The organism is Streptomyces sp. NPDC006624 (assembly GCF_040611555.1).
Classification (GTDB): Bacteria; Actinomycetota; Actinomycetes; order Streptomycetales; family Streptomycetaceae; genus Streptomyces.
In genome coordinates this window covers 577,422-593,726 of sequence record NZ_JBEXOM010000002.1, presented here as the reverse complement: position 1 = coordinate 593,726, position 16,305 = coordinate 577,422, and the positions used below count along the sequence as shown (strand labels likewise).

Here is a 16,305-nt window from a genome sequence, read left to right as displayed (position 1 = left end):
CTTCCGGCCGCGCCCCCGTCCCGTGGGGGCCGTCCGGTGTGCCGGTATCGTTGCTGACGGCCGACCGGTTCGTAGGCTTCCCCGTATCCGGGGGCGCGAAGCATTCGTATGAATGTACAAAAAGTCGAGTGCCGGCCGCCTGGACAGACGCTCCCCCGAGAAAGGCCCACCACCGTGGCCGCCAAGCCCGTGGCCCCGCGCGCCAAGCGCCTCGTCGTGCTGGTTTCCGGCTCCGGCACCAATCTGCAGGCGCTGCTCGACGGGATCGCCGAGACCGGCGCGCAGGCGTACGGGGCCGAGATCGTGGCCGTCGGCGCCGACCGCGCGGGCATCGAGGGGCTGGCCCGCGCCGAGCGCGCCGGGCTGCCGACCTTCGTGTGCCGGGTCAAGGACTTCGGCAGCCGCGAGGAGTGGGACGCCGCGCTCGCCGAGGCCGTCGCGGCGTACGAGCCCGACCTCGTCGTCTCCGCCGGGTTCATGAAGATCGTCGGCAAGGAGTTCCTCGCACGGTTCGGCGGGCGGTTCGTCAACACCCACCCCGCGCTGCTGCCCAGTTTCCCGGGGGCCCACGGCGTGCGGGACGCGCTCGCGTACGGCGCCAAGGTCACCGGCTGCACCGTCCACTTCGTCGACGACGGCGTCGACACCGGGCCGATCATCGCGCAGGGCGTGGTGGAGGTCCGGGACGAGGACGACGAAGGCGCTCTGCACGAGCGCATCAAGGAAGTCGAGCGAAGGCTGCTCGTCGAGGTCGTGGGGCGGCTCGCCCGCAACGGCTATCGCATTGAGGGACGAAAGGTAGTTATCCAGTGACCGCCGAGAGCAACAAGCGGCCCCTTCGCCGGGCGCTCGTCAGCGTCTACGACAAGACCGGTCTGGAGGACCTCGCGCGCGGGCTCCACGAGGCCGGGGTCGAGCTCGTCTCCACCGGCTCCACCGCCGCGAAGATCGCCGCTGTCGGCGTCCCCGTCACCAAGGTCGAGGAACTGACCGGCTTCCCCGAGTGCCTGGACGGCCGCGTCAAGACGCTGCACCCGCGCGTGCACGCCGGCATCCTCGCCGACCTGCGTCTGGACAGCCACCGCGAGCAGCTCGCCGAGCTGGGTGTCGAGCCGTTCGACCTCGTCGTCGTCAACCTCTACCCGTTCCGTGAGACCGTCGCCTCCGGCGCCTCGCCCGACGAGTGCGTGGAGCAGATCGACATCGGCGGGCCGTCGATGGTCCGCGCCGCCGCCAAGAACCACCCCTCGGTCGCCGTCGTCACCAGCCCCGCGCGCTACGCCGACGTGCTGTCCGCCGTGCAGAACGGCGGCTTCGACCTCGCCACGCGCAAGCGGCTCGCCGCCGAGGCCTTCCAGCACACGGCCGCCTACGACGTCGCCGTCGCCTCCTGGTTCGCCTCCTCCTACGCGCCGGCCGACGAGTCGCAGTTCCCCGACTTCCTCGGCGCCACCTGGGAGCGCGAGCACACCCTTCGCTACGGCGAGAACCCGCACCAGCCCGCCGCGCTCTACGTCTCCGGCACCGGCGGCCTCGCCGAGGCCGAGCAGCTGCACGGCAAGGAGATGTCGTACAACAACTACACGGACACGGACGCCGCCCGCCGTGCCGCGTACGACCACGCCGAGCCCTGCGTCGCGATCATCAAGCACGCCAACCCCTGCGGCATCGCGATCGGGGCCGACGTGGCCGAGGCGCACCGCAAGGCGCACGCCTGCGACCCGCTGTCGGCGTTCGGCGGCGTGATCGCGGTCAACCGCCCGGTCAGCAAGGAGATGGCGGAGCAGGTCGCGGAGATCTTCACCGAGGTCGTCGTCGCGCCCGGCTACGAGGAGGGGGCCCTGGAGGCCCTCACCAAGAAGAAGAACATCCGCGTGCTGCGCTGCCCCGAGGGACCCTCCGCCCCCGTCGAGGTCAAGCCGATCGACGGCGGCGCGCTGCTCCAGGTCACCGACCGCCTCCAGGCCGACGGCGACGACCCGGCCAACTGGACCCTCGCCACCGGCGAGGCGCTGAGCGCCGCGGAGCTGGCCGAGCTGGCCTTCGCCTGGAAGGCCTGCCGCGCGGTGAAGTCCAACGCGATCCTGCTCGCCAAGGACGGCGCGTCGGTCGGCGTCGGCATGGGCCAGGTCAACCGCGTGGACTCCTGCAAGCTGGCCGTCGAGCGGGCGGGCGAGGAGCGGGCGCGCGGATCGTACGCGGCGTCCGACGCCTTCTTCCCCTTCCCCGACAACATCGACGTGCTGAGCGCCGCCGGCGTCAAGGCCATCGTCCAGCCGGGCGGCTCGGTCCGCGACGAGCAGGTCGTGGAGGCCGCGAAGAAGGCGGGCATCACGATGTACTTCACCGGGACGCGCCACTTCTTCCACTGACACGGAACTGACAAGCTGACACGGAGCGGTCCGGCCGCACGGGGCGGCGCTGCGCGGAGACGCGCGGCGCCGCCCCTGTTTTTGGCCGGCGGCCCCACTTATCGGATGCTCCGACCCCGAGTAACATACAGACCTATCTGTTTTTCGGTGTTCATCATCCGGTAACCCGCCGCCTCATCTCGGAGACCTCGTCCCATGCCACGTCAGGAACGCGCCCTGCGGACCAGGGCGCTGCTGCTCCGGTCCGCCGCCGAATGCATCAAGGAGCACGGCTACGACGGCTCCAGCACCACCGACGTGCTGCGGCGGGCGGGCGTGACGCGGGGGGCCCTGTACTTCCACTTCCCGTCCAAGGAGGCGCTGGCCGACGCCATCGTCGAGTACCAGATGCCGCTGCTGCGGCCGCTGTCCGCGGAGTGCCCCCTGCAGGCCGCCATCGACCTGACGCTGTCCTACGCGCGGATGCTGCAGACGGACGTGATCCTCCAGGCCGCCGTGCGGCTGGCGACCGAGGAGACCTCCTACCAGCCGGGCACCCGCCCCTATGTGTGGTCCCAGGAGATCGTCGGCGACCTGCTGCGGCAGGCCCGCAACAAGGGCGAACTGCTGCCGCACACCGACCCCGACGAGATCGCGGTCCTGGTCGTGGGGGCCTTCACCGGCATCCAGCTGCTGTCCCAGCTTTCCACTGGGCGTGCTGATCTGCTGTTCCGTGTCTGCGTTCTGTGGCGGGCCATGCTGCCCGGCATCGCCGCCCCCGGGCTGCTGCTGCGCCTGAGGACCGACGAGAAGCGGGCGGAGGAACTGGAGCACGCCGGCCGGGCGCCGGGCCCGGTGCTGCACGACGCGGGGTGACGCCGGCCGACCTCTGCGTGACGAGAGTCACGCCGCCCGGGCCCGCCGACTGAAAACGTGTGGCCCTCTGGAAACAAACAGACGAGTATGTTTGTTCTGAGGCTCAGGCGGCACGGGGGAGCTGCATGAGGCCGGCACACCCCCCTGCTCCGCCATGAACAGAAGGGGAACCGCAACCGATGGGAAATGCTGCTTCCGCCAGGCGCGTGGCACCTCCACACCTCCTCGAACTCGGCCGGTTCCTGATGGCACGCCGGGCCGAGGTGTCCCCCAACCAGGTCGGGCTTCCGGACGCCGGCAAGCGCCGTACGCCCGGACTGCGCCGGGAGGAGGTCGCGCTGCTCGCCGGCGTGGGTGTCTCCTGGTACACGTGGATCGAGCAGGGCCGTGCCGAGAACGTGTCCGGTGAGGTGCTGGACTCCATCGCCCGGGTGCTCCGCCTCACCGAGAACCAGCGGCTGTACCTGCGCCAGCTCGCCGGCGTCCAGGCCGTACCGCTGCTGCCGCAGGCTCCGCCCGAGGCGGAGGCCATGCGCCCGTTCGTCGAGAACTGGTGGCCCAACCCGGCGTACATCGCCGACCACGCGTGGAACGTCGTGGTCGCCAACGCGGCGGCCGAGACCCTCCTCGGCATGGGCGACGCGCCCTCGGCCGGCGGCCGCGTCGGCGACACCCCGGAGTCCGGCGGCCTCCGGGGGCGGCGGCCGTACAACATCCTGCGGGAGTTCTTCACCAACGACGACGTGCGGTCCGCCTACCCGCTCTGGGAGAAGATCGCCCCGAGCGTCGTGGCCCGCTTCCGCAGCCAGGCGGCCCTGCACATCGAGGACGCGGCCATCCCCGCGCTGGTGGAGGAACTGCGCGCCACCAGCCCCCTGTTCGAGCAGCTGTGGGACCGGCACGAGGTGCAGGAGGACTCCTGCGGCCCCGAGGTGCTCACCCACGCGGCCGTCGGCGACCTCCACTTCACTCGCGCCACGCTCGACTTCACCCGCCGCATCGCCCTGCGGATGACGGTGTTCCTGCCCACTCCGGGCACCGGCACGGAGGCGGCGCTGCGCAGGATGTCGCACGTGACGCTGGCGCAGCGGATGAACAGCATCGGCTCCGCATTCCGCTCGGGATGCAGCGGCTGACCTGTCTCCCGTACGGTCATGTCCAGCTGGACCCGCGGGCCTGGTTCCCCCTTCGGACCGGCCCGCATCGCCGCCGGCCACACGATCCCGCCCCTGGGCCGGATCGAGGGCGGCGCCCTGCCGGATGCCCTCGCCGCCACGTCGGCCGGGCCGGGCAGGAAGGGCTGCGCGCTGCCCGGTTCGTGGCCTCGGCGGCCGAATGGCGCGGCGCCCACCGCCGTCCGGCCCCCTGTTGGCGCGACCACTATGTTGCCTGCGCACTGGTAGGGCGCCTTGCCCCGGCTGAGCCTGGAGGCATGTCCTCAACCGTAGTTACCCCGACGTCCTCCACGGCACCGGTCGAACCGCGGCGGACGCGCACCGCCGCCGGTCCCCCGAGCGCCGAGGCGCCGGAGCGGACGGGCATCCCGTACGGCGCCGTCCGCGGCCCCATGGAGCAGACGCAACGCCGTGTCGCGCACGCACTGCGCTGCTGACCCCCGCCGCATCCCGCGCGCCCCGCCCGGGGCCCCAACTCCCCTCTCCCTTCCTTCCACGAAAGGAACCGGCGTGTCCGGCATCAACTCGACACGGCCGCGTCATCTGGGAGCGGTGCTCGCACTGCTCGCGTTCGCCCAGATGATCATTGCGATCGACTACAACATCGTCTTCGTCTCCCTGCCGGAGATCGGCGAGAACCTCGGCTTCGGCGCCCAGGACCTGCAGTGGGTGGTCTCCGCCTACGCCGTCGCCTTCGGCGGGTTCCTGCTGCTCGGCGGCCGGGCCACCGACCTCTTCGGCCGCAAGCGGATGTTCGTCCTCGGACTCTTCCTCTACGCGGCGTCCTCCCTCGCGGGCGGACTCGCCGAGGACCCGTGGCTGCTCATCGCGGCCCGGGCGGTGCAGGGCCTGGGCGGCGCGTTCCTCGCGCCGGCGACCCTCTCCCTGGTCACCACGCTCTTCGCGGAGGGCGCCGAGCGCAACCGCGCCCTGTCCGTGTGGGGCGGCGCCGGCGGCTCCGGCATGGTGCTCGGCTCCATCCTCGGCGGTCTGCTCACCGACGCCTTCGGCTGGCCCTCGGTCTTCTACGTCAACGTGCTGCTGGCCGGCGCCGCGACGGTCGTGGCGATGTGGCTGCTGCCCGACGACAACCCGCAGGCCGGCGGCGGCTTCGACCTGCCGGGCGCCGTCACCGGCACCGTCGCCTCCACGCTGTTCGTCTTCGCCCTCGTCCAGGGCCCGGAGGCGGGCTGGGGCTCCGGCCAGGTCCTGGCGGCGCTCGGCGTGGCCGTCGTGACCTTCGCGCTGTTCCTGGTCGTCGAGAGCCGCAGCGCGGCCCCCATGGTGCCGCTGCGGCTGTTCGGCAACCGCAACCTGTCCACCGGTGCGGGCATCACCTTCCTGTTCATGGCCACCTTCGGCGCGCTGGCGTACTTCCTCACCCAGTACTGGCAGATCGTGCAGGGCTACAGCGCCTGGACCACGGGCTTCGCCTTCGTGCTGCCGTCCGGCAGCGTCCTCGTCGGCACCATCGTGGGCGGCAAGTGGACCACCAAGTTCGGTGTCCGCAACACCCTGTTCATCGGTCTGGCCATGGGCCTGGCCGGCACCGTCGTCCTCGCCCTCACCCTCGGCCAGGACGCCTCCTACGGTCTGATCGCGCCGTCGCTGTTCGTGCTCTCGCTGGGCCAGGGCATCGTCTTCACCACCATGTTCGCCGCGGCCACCACCGGAGTGCAGGCGGCCGACCAGGGCATCGGCTCCGGCATCGCGACCACCGGTCAGCAGATCGGCGGCGCCGTCGGTCTGGCCGTGCTGATCGCGATCGCCAACGCCGCCGGAGGGGGCGACACCAAGGACGCCGGGCAGCTGATGGACGGCGTCACCACCGCCACCTGGGCCATCGCCATCGGCATCGCGCTGACGTTCCTGGTGGTGCTCACCTTCAAGAAGCCGGCCGGGGACGACCGCGTCGACCCCGCCGCGACCGAGCCGGTCGCAGGCACCGCGGAGCCCGTCCAGGCCACCAGGACCGCCTGAGCACCGCTCAGACCGACGGAACGGGCCGGGAGTCGTTCCGCTCGGAGCCGGCGACGGGCGGTTTCCCGCACGGCCCCCTCGCCGATCCGCCCCGGAACCGGGCGGCGGGGGAGCGGCCTCCACCACCGTCTGGTTCGACTTCGGCGGCGTCCTGACCCCCACCATGGCCGAGCTGTACGCCCGCTACGCCGAGGAGACCGGCATCTCGCCCGAGCGGTTGTGCCGGGCGGCGGCCGACGTGGGAGCGGACCTCGGCCTGCACCCGCCGGCCCCGCTCGAACTGGGCCGGATCAGCGAGGCCGAGTGGGGACGCCGGATCCGGGCGGCCCTGCGCGCCCGCCACCCGGGTCTGGACCTGAGTGCCGCGCGGCTGGAGCGCTTCGGCGAGCAGTGGCTGGGAGGACGTGAGGGCAACCCGGTGATGCTGGCGGTCCGCGCTGTCCGGGCCGCCGGCCATCCGGTCGGGCTGCTCACCGACAACGTCCCCGAGTGGGAGGGGCACTGGCGGCGCATCACCGCCCCGGCGGGCGGTCCCTGCCCGGCGCCGGGGTCACCTCCCGCCGGTAGGGCCGTACTCCTGGAGGTAGTGGGCGATGCGGTCGGCGTAGGGGCGGTCCTGCGGTGGGACGCCGCCCGCCTTGTTCACCGTCCGGTACGACCTGCGGTACGCGGTCGCGACCAGGACGCGGCGGTCGCCCGGCAGGCCGGAGTCCAGGCGGGGCGCGATCCAGCACAGGTAGCGGCCCATCGCCGGGATGGACTCGGCGGGTGGGAAGGGGGGTTCGGGGACGGTCTCCCCGGGGGTGCCGTCCTCGTTCATCCACCAGCGCAGCACGCGCGGGGTCCAGCGGGCGATGCCGTACTCGTCGCGGGCGGGATCGGCGAGGTCCGGGTCGAAGTCGCTCTCCACCTTGAGCATGGCGGCGATCAGGACCGGCGTGACCTCCTCGCGGTCGCAGTCGTGCGCCGTCTCGACGATCAGCAGGCGGTAGGCGGGCGGAATGCCCCGGTCGGTGCGCAGCTCGGAGGCGCCGTACGCGGCGGCGGAGACGTGCGCACTCGCGCCGGAGCCGCTGCCGGTGCCGCCCGGGGCGCCGCCGGCCCAGACGCCGACGCCGTACGCGAGGGCGGCCAGCGCGGTCGTGGCGGCGGCCACCAGCGCCGCCAGGGGCATGCGGCCCGGGCGGCGGACCGTGCGCGGCCGGGGCAGCCGAAAGGGGTGGTGGCCGGTGCCCGCGGCCGCCTCGACGCGGCGCAGCAGGGCCCGGCCGGAGATGCGCTCGCGGTGGGTGCGGCTCAGGCAGGCGGTGATGATCTGCCGCCACGCGTCGGGCAGTTCGGGCGACAGGCGCAGGTCGTCCGTGCCGCGGGCGTACGCCGCCGCCGCGTCGCGGCGGGCCGCCGGTGTGGCGCCGGGCAGCGGGAAGGAGCCGGTGAGGACGAGGTGGGCGAGGACGCCGAAGGCCCACACGTCGGCGGACGGGCGGATCCGGCGGCCGCGTTCTCCGATCTCGCCCCACAGCAGGTCCGGCGGGGTGTAGTCGGGCGTGGAGAAGGCGGGCGTGTAGGCGTGGGTGCCCTCCAGCTCGGCGGACATGTTGAAGTCGGCGAGCCGGACCGAACCGTCCGCCATCAGCAGCACGTTGGCCGGTTTCAGATCGCCGTGCACCCAGCCGGCGTCGTGCAGCTGTGCCAGGCCCTCGCAGATCTGTGCGAGCAGGGCGGGTCCGGCGGCGGGCCGGGCCGTGGCGGCGAGCAGGGCGGACAGCGAGCCCTCGGCCCGCTCCAGCACGAGCACGGTGGCGCCGTCCAGCTCCGGGCGGTCCGGGTCGTCGACGGTCAGCGTCTCGAACATCCGCACCAGACGCGGGTGCGTGAGCCGCCGGTACAGCTCGACCTCCCGCTCGATCAGCTCCCGCAGATGGGCCAGCCGGCGGGGCGTCGCCGTACCGGTGGGCAGGAACTTCAGGGCGGCCGTGGGCGGCAGTGCGGTGCTCCCGCCGACGCGCCGGGCCGTGTACACGCTGCCGAAGGCGCCGGTCGCGATGGGCTCGCGCACCTCCCAGACGCCGACCCGGTACCCCTTCGGCACGGGCACGGCGTACGGCCCGGTCACCGGTCACCCCGCCCGGCGGGGCGTGAGCGCGGTCAGCGTGTGGTGCGACGCGTCCTCCGTGGTCGGCGGAGGTGCCATGACGATGCTGTACAAGGTGCTCTCCCCGTGCCTGAACAGCTGCCACCGTCAGGTTAGGGCGACGCACCAGGGCCGTGCCCCCCTCGTACGGGTGAGACACGGCCCTTGGGTGTGAATGGCGTGAACTGCTCCGGCGGACCGGGCGCGTTCAGTACCGCGGGCGGTTGAACCAGGCCTTGCCGGCCGCGTTGCCGACGAACACCGCGACCAGGACGGCCAGGATGGTGTGCACCAGGCCCACGATGACGAACGGGTAGATGCCGAGGACCGCCGTGATGATGGCGAAGACCAGGATGGTGACGCGGGCGCCGTTGCCGCCGCTGTTGAACTTCGTCGCCAGGACGGCCGCGAAGATCATCCAGGCCACGCCGAAGACCACGTAACCCCAGATCACGCCGGTCGAGTCGCCGACCAGGTCCTGGAAGGCGGTGTTGTCCTTGAGGGACTCATCGTCCTTCGCGGCGTTGAGCGCGATGGCGGAGAAGGCGAAGATGGCCACGCCGATGAGCTGCAGGCCGACGATGACCCACATCATCACGCGGGCCGCGCTCACCGAGCCGGGCATCGTCGTCGGGGCGGCGGGGCCGCCGCCGTAGGGGGAGACCGGAGGGGCCTGCGGGTAGCCGTAGCCGGGCGCCTGTCCCTGCTGCTGCGGGTAGCCGTAGCCCTGCGGCTGCTGCGGCTGCTGGCCCTGGGGCGGGCCGTAGGGGTTGTTCGGGTCGCCGAAGCTCATGGCGGGCATTCCTCCGTTGTTCCGAGTGCGGGGACGACGCGTGGCATCCGCACCGGAGGAAAGTTCTTCAGATTGCGACTGCCCCCCCGTTGAGCTGCCCGCGGCACTTGTCAGGTCATCGTTCTTCACCGGTGACGGGCTTGTCCAGCCGCATTCCCGATGTGTTGTGCAAGTGCAACATCGCTGATCATGAGCGGATACGGGCGGAGGGGCCCCCGGGTGCCCGTATTGCGGCCGGATTGGAACGACGGGCGGGTCATCCGCGAGGATGGGGCCATGACCGCCCAGATTCTCGATGGCAAGGCCACCGCAGCCGCGATCAAGTCCGATCTGACCGCCCGCGTGGCGGCGCTGAAGGAGAAGGGCGTCACGCCCGGCCTCGGCACGATCCTGGTCGGGGACGACCCCGGCAGCCAGAAGTACGTCGCAGGCAAGCACCGCGACTGCGCCCAGGTGGGCATCGCCTCCATCCAGCGCGAGCTGCCCGCCACCGCCACGCAGGAGGAGATCGAGGCGGTCGTGCGCGAGCTGAACGAGGACCCGGCCTGCACCGGGTACATCGTGCAACTCCCGCTGCCCCGGGGCATCGACGAGAACCGCATCCTCGAGCTGATGGACCCGGACAAGGACGCCGACGGGCTGCACCCGATGAACCTCGGCCGCCTGGTCCTGAACGAGCCGGCCCCGCTGCCCTGCACCCCGAACGGCGTGCTGACCCTGCTGCGCCGCTACGGTGTGGAGATCAAGGGCGCCGAGGTCGTGGTCGTCGGGCGCGGCGTGACCATCGGCCGCCCGATGCCGCTGCTGCTCACGCGCCGCAGCGAGAACGCGACCGTGACCCAGTGCCACACCGGCACCCGCGACCTGTCGGCCCACCTCAAGCGCGCGGACATCATCGTCGCCGCGGCCGGCTCCGCCCATCTGATCCGCGCCGAGGACGTCAAGCCGGGCGCGGCCGTCCTCGACGTCGGCGTCTCGCGCAGCGCCGAGGGCAAGATCGTCGGCGACGTCCACCCCGACGTGGCCGAGGTCGCCGGCTGGATCTCCCCGAACCCGGGCGGGGTCGGCCCGATGACCCGCGCCCAGCTGCTCGTCAACGTGGTCGAGGCGGCGGAGCGCAGTGCCGGCTGAGCGGAAGGCGCGGAGCGCGCCAGACGTCGAGGAGGCCCAGGAGGCACGGAGCGGCGCCCTGGAGGCGCGGAGCGGCGCCCCGGACGGGGAGCGCGACCGGACCGCGCCAGGTGACCGGGCCGTCTCAGGCGACCCGACCGACCCGACCGCGCCAGCCGCGCCGACCGCCCCGGGCGAACCCGGTGCGCCGGCGGAGGACGGGGACGAGCTGACCGTCCGCGACGCCGTCAGCGCGCCCGACGCCCAGGGGCGGCCCCGCCGGGTCACCCGGCGGTTCCCGCTGTTCACCAAGGACACCGCACGACCCGAGGGCGGCGGCCGGGCCGCGTCCGGGGACGCGCCCGCGCCGGCGCGGCAGTGGCCGGTGCTCGCCGTGCTGGGGCTGGTCGGAATCGGTCTGCTGGTGACCGCGTTCGACCAGTTCCGGGCCGGGACGCTCATGATCGGCATCGCCCTGCTGGGCGGCGGCGTACTGCGCTGGCTGCTGCCGGACGTCGGCATGCTCGCGGTCCGCTCCCGCTTCACCGACCTGGTCACCTACGGCGTGATGGGCGCCTCGATCGTCCTGCTGGCGCTGATGGCGCAGCCGGATCCGCTGCTGCAGATCCCGTTCCTGAAGGACACCCTGCACTTCACCGTCACCAGCGAGTGACGGACGGCGGCCCGTCCCCTCCCCCGAAGAGGGACGGGCCGCCGTTCGCGCTCCACCCTCGTGCACCGCGAACGTCCTGTTCAACGCCTGTCCGTACGCTGTGGCACGGAAGTGACGGTTCCGGTACGTCCGGCAACCGATTCGGCACGAAGTGGTGCAACCACGGGTCCGGCGTGGACAATCGGGACGGCCCAGGGTCCGTCGCGCGCGGGCACCACGCTTCTGTGCGCCCCCCGCCGCGGAACTGAGATCCTGAGTGGACGCATCCCTGTGGGTAGCCCAACGGGGATCGGCCGAGGCCGCCGCGCGCGGGGCGGAACAGCGCGGGAAACATCAGCACTACCGGGGGGAAGAGGGGGGACGCAATGCCTCGTTGGAAGGCCTTGCCGGACGAGCTCGATCCGCAGATCAGGGAGTTCACCAGCCAGCTGCGCAGGCTCGTGGACCGCAGCGGGCTCAGCATCGCGTCGGTGGCGGACCGCACGGGTTACAGCAAGACCTCGTGGGAGCGTTATCTGAACGGCCGGCTGCTCGCGCCCAAGGGCGCGATCGTGGCCCTGGCCGAGGTCACCGGCACGAACCCGCTGCACGTGACCACCATGTGGGAGCTCGCCGAGCGCGCCTGGAGCCGCTCGGAGATGCGGCACGACATGACGATGGAGGCCATCCGGATATCCCAGGCCCGTGCCGCGCTCGGAGAGTTCGGCGGGCAGGACTTCGGCGGCTCCCGGGCCGACGGCAAGAGCGCCTCGGCGGGCGGGGGCCCGGGGGACCAGGCGGGCGGGGGCAGGACGGCCCGCCGCAGCGGCAGCGCCACGGTCACGCCGGGCATCGCGGGCCCGGCGGGTGTATCGCCGACCGTGCCGGCGCAGCCCACGGCTCCCGAGGTCCAGGATTCCACCGGCGGCGGGACCGAGGTCAACTCGTGGAAGCTGGCCGGTTACCAGGGCCCGTCGCAGGCGGGCACCGGACCCCGGGCCGGTACGGGATCCGGCACCTCCGCGGGGCCGTCCCGGACGCCCGGGACCGGCGCCGGCCCGTACGGCGAACCGCCGCAGGACGCCGTACCCGCCCACGCCGCACCTGCCTCTTCGGACGGTGCGGGCGGGTCCCGCGGCCCGGGCGGGGCCCGGGGCGCCGCCGCCGGGAAGCGGCGGACCCTGACGTTCGTCGCGGCCGTCGTCGGCGTGCTCGTGGTCATGGCCGGCGCGTTCTACCTCACCGGTGGCGGCGGCGACGACGAGGCCGGGGGAGGCACCGCGTCGCCGAAGCCCACCGCCCGCACCGACCTCAAGCTGCCGCCCGGCGTCAAGTGCGTCGGCGACAGCTGCACCGGCAAGGACGCGGAGGCCATGGGGTGCAGCGGTGACCTGGTCACCACCGCGCAGACGGCCACCGTCGGCGCGGCCACGGTCGAGGTCCGCTACAGCGAGACCTGCAAGGCCGCCTGGGGCCGTATCACCCAGGCGGCACAGGGCGACGAGGTGCGGATCAGCTCGGGCAAGGCGAAGCAGACCGGAAGCATCACCGAGGCCGGCGACACCATCGCCTACACCCCGATGGTGGCCGTGAAGAGCGCCGCCGACGCCAAGGCCTGCGCGACGCTCGCGGCCGGGAGCGAGGGCTGCACCGAGTAGCCGCAGCGACCCTTCGCCCGGCCGGCAGAAGGATTGCGCACGGGGAGGCATGCCCGCCGCGAACGTGGGCAGGCGAACGGTACCCCCACGGGAGTCCGGCAGCGTCGGTATCCCCCCAGGCGGCCGTCTTCGTCCCTCTCTCCCGGACAGGCGGCCGCCTCCCGTTCGTACGTCCGCCACGGCGTCCCTTGCCCTGGGGGCGGGTTGTGGGCCGGGCCACACCGACCCGGCCGTCCGGGATCCCGGATGCGCGATAGCCTGACGGCTGGATGGATCTCTTGACGCCAAGAGATCGATCAAACGTCCGGGGCAGGGACCCCGCCCCTCCCGCCAGCTGTCATACGGAGAACGCCATGACCCGCACTCCCGTGAACGTCACCGTCACCGGCGCGGCCGGCCAGATCGGTTACGCCCTGCTCTTCCGCATCGCCTCCGGTCAGCTGCTCGGCGCGGACGTGCCGGTGAAGCTGCGCCTGCTGGAGATCACGCCCGCCCTGAAGGCGGCCGAGGGCACGGCCATGGAGCTGGACGACTGCGCGTTCCCGCTCCTGCAGGGCATCGAGATCACGGACGACCCGAACGTCGCCTTCGACGGCGCCAACGTCGGTCTGCTCGTCGGCGCCCGCCCCCGCACCAAGGGCATGGAGCGCGGCGACCTGCTGGAGGCCAACGGCGGCATCTTCAAGCCGCAGGGCCAGGCCATCAACGCCCACGCCGCGGACGACATCAAGGTCCTGGTCGTCGGCAACCCGGCCAACACCAACGCGCTCATCGCCCAGGCCGCCGCGCCGGACGTACCCGCCGAGCGGTTCACGGCGATGACCCGCCTGGACCACAACCGCGCCCTGACCCAGCTCTCGAAGAAGACCGGCACCCCGGTCTCGGAGATCCGGAAGCTCACGATCTGGGGCAACCACTCGGCCACCCAGTACCCGGACATCTTCCACGCCACGGTGGCCGGCAAGAACGCCGCCGAGGTCGTCAACGACGAGAAGTGGCTCGCGGACGACTTCATCCCGACCGTCGCCAAGCGCGGCGCCGCCATCATCGAGGCCCGCGGCGCCTCGTCGGCCGCCTCCGCCGCCAACGCCGCCATCGACCACGTCTACTCGTGGGTCAACGGCACCCCCGAGGGTGACTGGGTCTCCATGGGCATCCCGTCGGACGGCTCCTACGGCGTCCCGGAGGGCCTCATCTCCTCCTTCCCGGTGACCTGCAAGGACGGCAAGTACGAGATCGTCCAGGGCCTGGAGATCAACGAGTTCTCCCGCGCCCGGATCGACGCCTCCGTCAAGGAGCTCGAGGAGGAGCGCGAGGCGGTCCGCGGCCTCGGCCTCATCTGACACCCCGACCGGCCGGATCCCCTCCGCGCCGTCGAAGAAGGCCCCGCACCGGTCGACTCCGGTGCGGGGCCTTCGGGGTTTCGGGGGCGTCCTCGGGCCGCGCCGCCCTGGCACGGCGGGGGACAGGACACGCCTCGCCGCCCCGGGGGCGGGGCGGCGGGCGAGGGGAAGGGCCGCGCCCGCCCCGGACGCCCGGGAACAGGAAGAGACCCCGGCCGCGGAGATGCTCGCCCGGGGCGTCGCCCCTCGGCATACTCCCTTCACCACCGCCGCGGCCACCGCACGAACCGGCCGACCGACGCCGGGGAGGGGAGGTGGGGAGAGGGGAGGACCGGAGGGGCGGGAGGACCCGCCGGGCGACGACTCGGACAGCTCACGCCCTGCTCACTCGGCGTCTTCAGCCCTCCCGATCCGTGGACGATTTGTCCGCACTTGCCCGCATCTTCAGTGACACAGCGCACTTTCGGTCACCGGAGCGCATGCATCCGGGGGCGTTGGGCAGGCGTTCTCGGTCTCTTGGTGACACCCATGTGACACAGAGACGCTGATCAGGAACGGAAGGCGAACATCGATCATGGCGGAAAGTACCGAGCTTCAGGCGAGTCAAACCATCCACGCGGCAGGAAAATGGCGGGCGGCCGTTTCCGGTGCCACGCGCGAGATCCTCGACCCCGCGGACGCCCTGCCCTTCGCCGTGGTCGCGGAGGGCGACGAGAAGGACACCGACCTGGCGGTGGCCGCCGCCCGCCGCGCCTTCGACGAGGGCCCCTGGCCGCGTACGCCCGTCAGTGAGCGCGCCGCGCTGCTGCGGCGCGTGGCGGACCTGCTCGTGCGGGACCGCGAGGAGCTGGGCCGGCTGGAGGCCCGCGACGCGGGCAAGACCGTCGAGGAGGGGCGCGTCGACATCGACTGCGTCGCCGACGCCTTCCGCTACTTCGCCGACCTGGTCGCAGGCGAGGCCCCCGGCCGGGTCGTGGACGCCGGCTCGCCCGACATCCACAGCGTCGTCGTGCACGAGCCCGTCGGCGTCTGCGCGATGATCACGCCCTGGAACTACCCGCTGCTGCAGGCCAGCTGGAAGATCGCCCCCGCCCTCGCCGCCGGCAACACCTTCGTCGTCAAGCCGAGCGAGATCACGCCGATGACGACGATCGCGCTGATCGAGCTGCTCGTCGAGGCCGGCCTGCCGGAGGGCGTCGCCAACATCGTCACCGGGCCCGGCCACACCGTCGGCGCGCGCATGGCCGAGCACCCGGACGTCGACCTGGTTTCCTTCACCGGCGGCCTGATCAGCGGCACCAAGGTCGCCCAGGCCGCCGCGCCCACCGTCAAGAAGGTCGCCCTCGAACTCGGCGGCAAGAACCCCAACGTCGTCTTCGCCGACGCCTGCGCCACCGAGGAGGGCTTCGACACAGCCGTCGACCAGGCCCTCAACGCCGCCTTCATCCACAGCGGCCAGGTCTGCTCGGCCGGGGCCCGCCTCATCGTCGAGGAGTCGGTGCGGGACCGCTTCGTCGCCGAACTCGCCCGCCGGGCCGGGAAGATCCGCCTCGGGCGCGGCACCGAGGACGGCGTCGAGTGCGGCCCGCTCGTCTCCGAGCAGCAGCGCGCCAAGGTCGAGATGTACGTCGAGTCGGCCCTGAAGGAGGGCGCGGTGCTGCGCTGCGGCGGCAAGCGCCCCGAGCCGTCCCCGCAGCGCCCGGAGAACGGCTGGTTCTACGAGCCGACCGTCCTCGACCACTGCCACCGCGAGATGCGCGTCGTACGGGAGGAGGTCTTCGGGCCGGTCCTCACCGTCGAGACCTTCCGCACCGAGGACGAGGCCGTCGCCCTCGCCAACGACACCGAGTACGGCCTCGCGGGCGGCGTCTGGACCTCCGACCCGGGCCGCGCCCGCCGCGTCGCCGGCCGGCTGCGCCACGGCACGATCTGGATCAACGACTTCCACCCCTACCTGCCGCAGGCGGAGTGGGGCGGTTTCGGCAAGAGCGGAGTGGGCCGCGAACTCGGCCCGGCCGGGCTCGCCGAGTACCGCGAGACCAAGCACGTCTACCAGAACCTCGCTCCGAAGCCGGTGCGCTGGTTCGCGGGCTGACCCCCTCGCCCGGACGACCTCCTCCGGCCCGGGGCGACGTCCCCTCCCGCCCCGGGCCGGCCCTCCCCGCACGCTGCGAGCCCGTCCCCCTTCATCCCCACCGGACTCCATCCCCACTGGACTTCATCCCCACTGGAG

At 72.7% G+C, this 16,305-nt stretch carries 13 protein-coding genes; 11 read left to right on the top strand and 2 right to left on the bottom strand.

All coding sequences use genetic code 11. The features are described 5' to 3' along the window. The first annotated feature begins 174 nt into the window (after positions 1 to 174). From purN to ABZY20_RS06350, 6 genes are all read left to right on the top strand, one after another. Positions 175 to 813: a phosphoribosylglycinamide formyltransferase gene (gene purN / locus ABZY20_RS06375; protein WP_356437346.1), complete on the top strand. Its 639-nt coding sequence runs from the start codon at positions 175 to 177 to the stop codon at positions 811 to 813. Further along, entirely contained in the window at positions 810 to 2,372 is a 1,563-nt protein-coding gene (purH, locus tag ABZY20_RS06370) for a bifunctional phosphoribosylaminoimidazolecarboxamide formyltransferase/IMP cyclohydrolase (protein ID WP_356437344.1), read from the top strand. Before purN ends, purH begins: the two co-directional genes overlap by 4 nt. Positions 2,373 to 2,567: 195 nt before the next feature. After that, positions 2,568 to 3,227: a ScbR family autoregulator-binding transcription factor gene (locus ABZY20_RS06365; protein ID WP_356437342.1), complete on the top strand. Its 660-nt coding sequence runs from the start codon at positions 2,568 to 2,570 to the stop codon at positions 3,225 to 3,227. 206 nt (positions 3,228 to 3,433) lie between these two features. Next, positions 3,434 to 4,363 carry a helix-turn-helix transcriptional regulator gene (locus ABZY20_RS06360; protein ID WP_356437340.1) on the top strand — a complete coding sequence of 310 codons (930 nt, stop codon included), beginning with the start codon at positions 3,434 to 3,436 and terminating at the stop codon, positions 4,361 to 4,363. A gap of 296 nt (positions 4,364 to 4,659) precedes the next feature. Continuing rightward, complete coding sequence (locus ABZY20_RS06355) at positions 4,660 to 4,839, top strand: hypothetical protein (RefSeq protein WP_356437338.1); 180 nt, start codon at positions 4,660 to 4,662, stop codon at positions 4,837 to 4,839. 73 nt (positions 4,840 to 4,912) lie between these two features. Continuing rightward, the gene (locus ABZY20_RS06350) at positions 4,913 to 6,382 is read left to right on the top strand and encodes an MFS transporter (RefSeq protein ID WP_356437335.1); all 1,470 of its coding nucleotides are present in this window, start codon (positions 4,913 to 4,915) and stop codon (positions 6,380 to 6,382) included. A 550-nt stretch (positions 6,383 to 6,932) separates the two neighbouring features. Here ABZY20_RS06350 and ABZY20_RS06345 read toward each other — a convergent pair. Together ABZY20_RS06345 and ABZY20_RS06340 are read right to left on the bottom strand one after the other, a co-directional pair. Continuing rightward, complete coding sequence (locus ABZY20_RS06345) at positions 6,933 to 8,498, bottom strand: protein kinase (protein WP_356437332.1); 1,566 nt, start codon at positions 8,496 to 8,498, stop codon at positions 6,933 to 6,935. Positions 8,499 to 8,724: 226 nt separating this feature from the next. Next, positions 8,725 to 9,309, bottom strand: a complete 585-nt coding sequence (locus tag ABZY20_RS06340) for a hypothetical protein (protein WP_356437329.1) — start codon at positions 9,307 to 9,309, stop codon at positions 8,725 to 8,727. A 276-nt stretch (positions 9,310 to 9,585) separates the two neighbouring features. Between ABZY20_RS06340 and ABZY20_RS06335 the strand changes: the two genes are divergently transcribed. From ABZY20_RS06335 to ABZY20_RS06315, 5 genes are all read left to right on the top strand, one after another. Continuing rightward, complete coding sequence (locus tag ABZY20_RS06335) at positions 9,586 to 10,440, top strand: bifunctional methylenetetrahydrofolate dehydrogenase/methenyltetrahydrofolate cyclohydrolase (protein WP_356437326.1); 855 nt, start codon at positions 9,586 to 9,588, stop codon at positions 10,438 to 10,440. Continuing rightward, the gene (locus tag ABZY20_RS06330) at positions 10,430 to 11,092 is read left to right on the top strand and encodes a DUF3017 domain-containing protein (RefSeq protein WP_356437324.1); all 663 of its coding nucleotides are present in this window, start codon (positions 10,430 to 10,432) and stop codon (positions 11,090 to 11,092) included. Before ABZY20_RS06335 ends, ABZY20_RS06330 begins: the two co-directional genes overlap by 11 nt. 365 nt (positions 11,093 to 11,457) lie before the next feature. Beyond that, positions 11,458 to 12,729 carry a DUF2690 domain-containing protein gene (locus ABZY20_RS06325; RefSeq protein WP_356437321.1) on the top strand — a complete coding sequence of 424 codons (1,272 nt, stop codon included), beginning with the start codon at positions 11,458 to 11,460 and terminating at the stop codon, positions 12,727 to 12,729. A gap of 353 nt (positions 12,730 to 13,082) precedes the next feature. Next, positions 13,083 to 14,072: a malate dehydrogenase gene (locus ABZY20_RS06320; protein ID WP_356437318.1), complete on the top strand. Its 990-nt coding sequence runs from the start codon at positions 13,083 to 13,085 to the stop codon at positions 14,070 to 14,072. 574 nt (positions 14,073 to 14,646) lie between these two features. Continuing rightward, positions 14,647 to 16,167 (top strand): aldehyde dehydrogenase family protein, encoded by a 1,521-nt coding sequence (locus tag ABZY20_RS06315; RefSeq protein WP_356437315.1) that lies wholly within the window; start codon positions 14,647 to 14,649, stop codon positions 16,165 to 16,167. Positions 16,168 to 16,305 lie beyond the last annotated feature (138 nt).

Coding starts and splice junctions, on each gene's coding strand:
- ABZY20_RS06365 (WP_356437342.1), top strand. CDS start 2,568: ATGCCACGTCAGGAACGCGCCCTGCGGACCAGGGCGCTGCTGCTCCGG.
- ABZY20_RS06335 (WP_356437326.1), top strand. CDS start 9,586: ATGACCGCCCAGATTCTCGATGGCAAGGCCACCGCAGCCGCGATCAAG.
- ABZY20_RS06320 (WP_356437318.1), top strand. CDS start 13,083: ATGACCCGCACTCCCGTGAACGTCACCGTCACCGGCGCGGCCGGCCAG.
- ABZY20_RS06340 (WP_356437329.1), bottom strand. CDS start 9,309: ATGAGCTTCGGCGACCCGAACAACCCCTACGGCCCGCCCCAGGGCCAG.
- ABZY20_RS06315 (WP_356437315.1), top strand. CDS start 14,647: ATGGCGGAAAGTACCGAGCTTCAGGCGAGTCAAACCATCCACGCGGCA.
- ABZY20_RS06325 (WP_356437321.1), top strand. CDS start 11,458: ATGCCTCGTTGGAAGGCCTTGCCGGACGAGCTCGATCCGCAGATCAGG.
- ABZY20_RS06355 (WP_356437338.1), top strand. CDS start 4,660: ATGTCCTCAACCGTAGTTACCCCGACGTCCTCCACGGCACCGGTCGAA.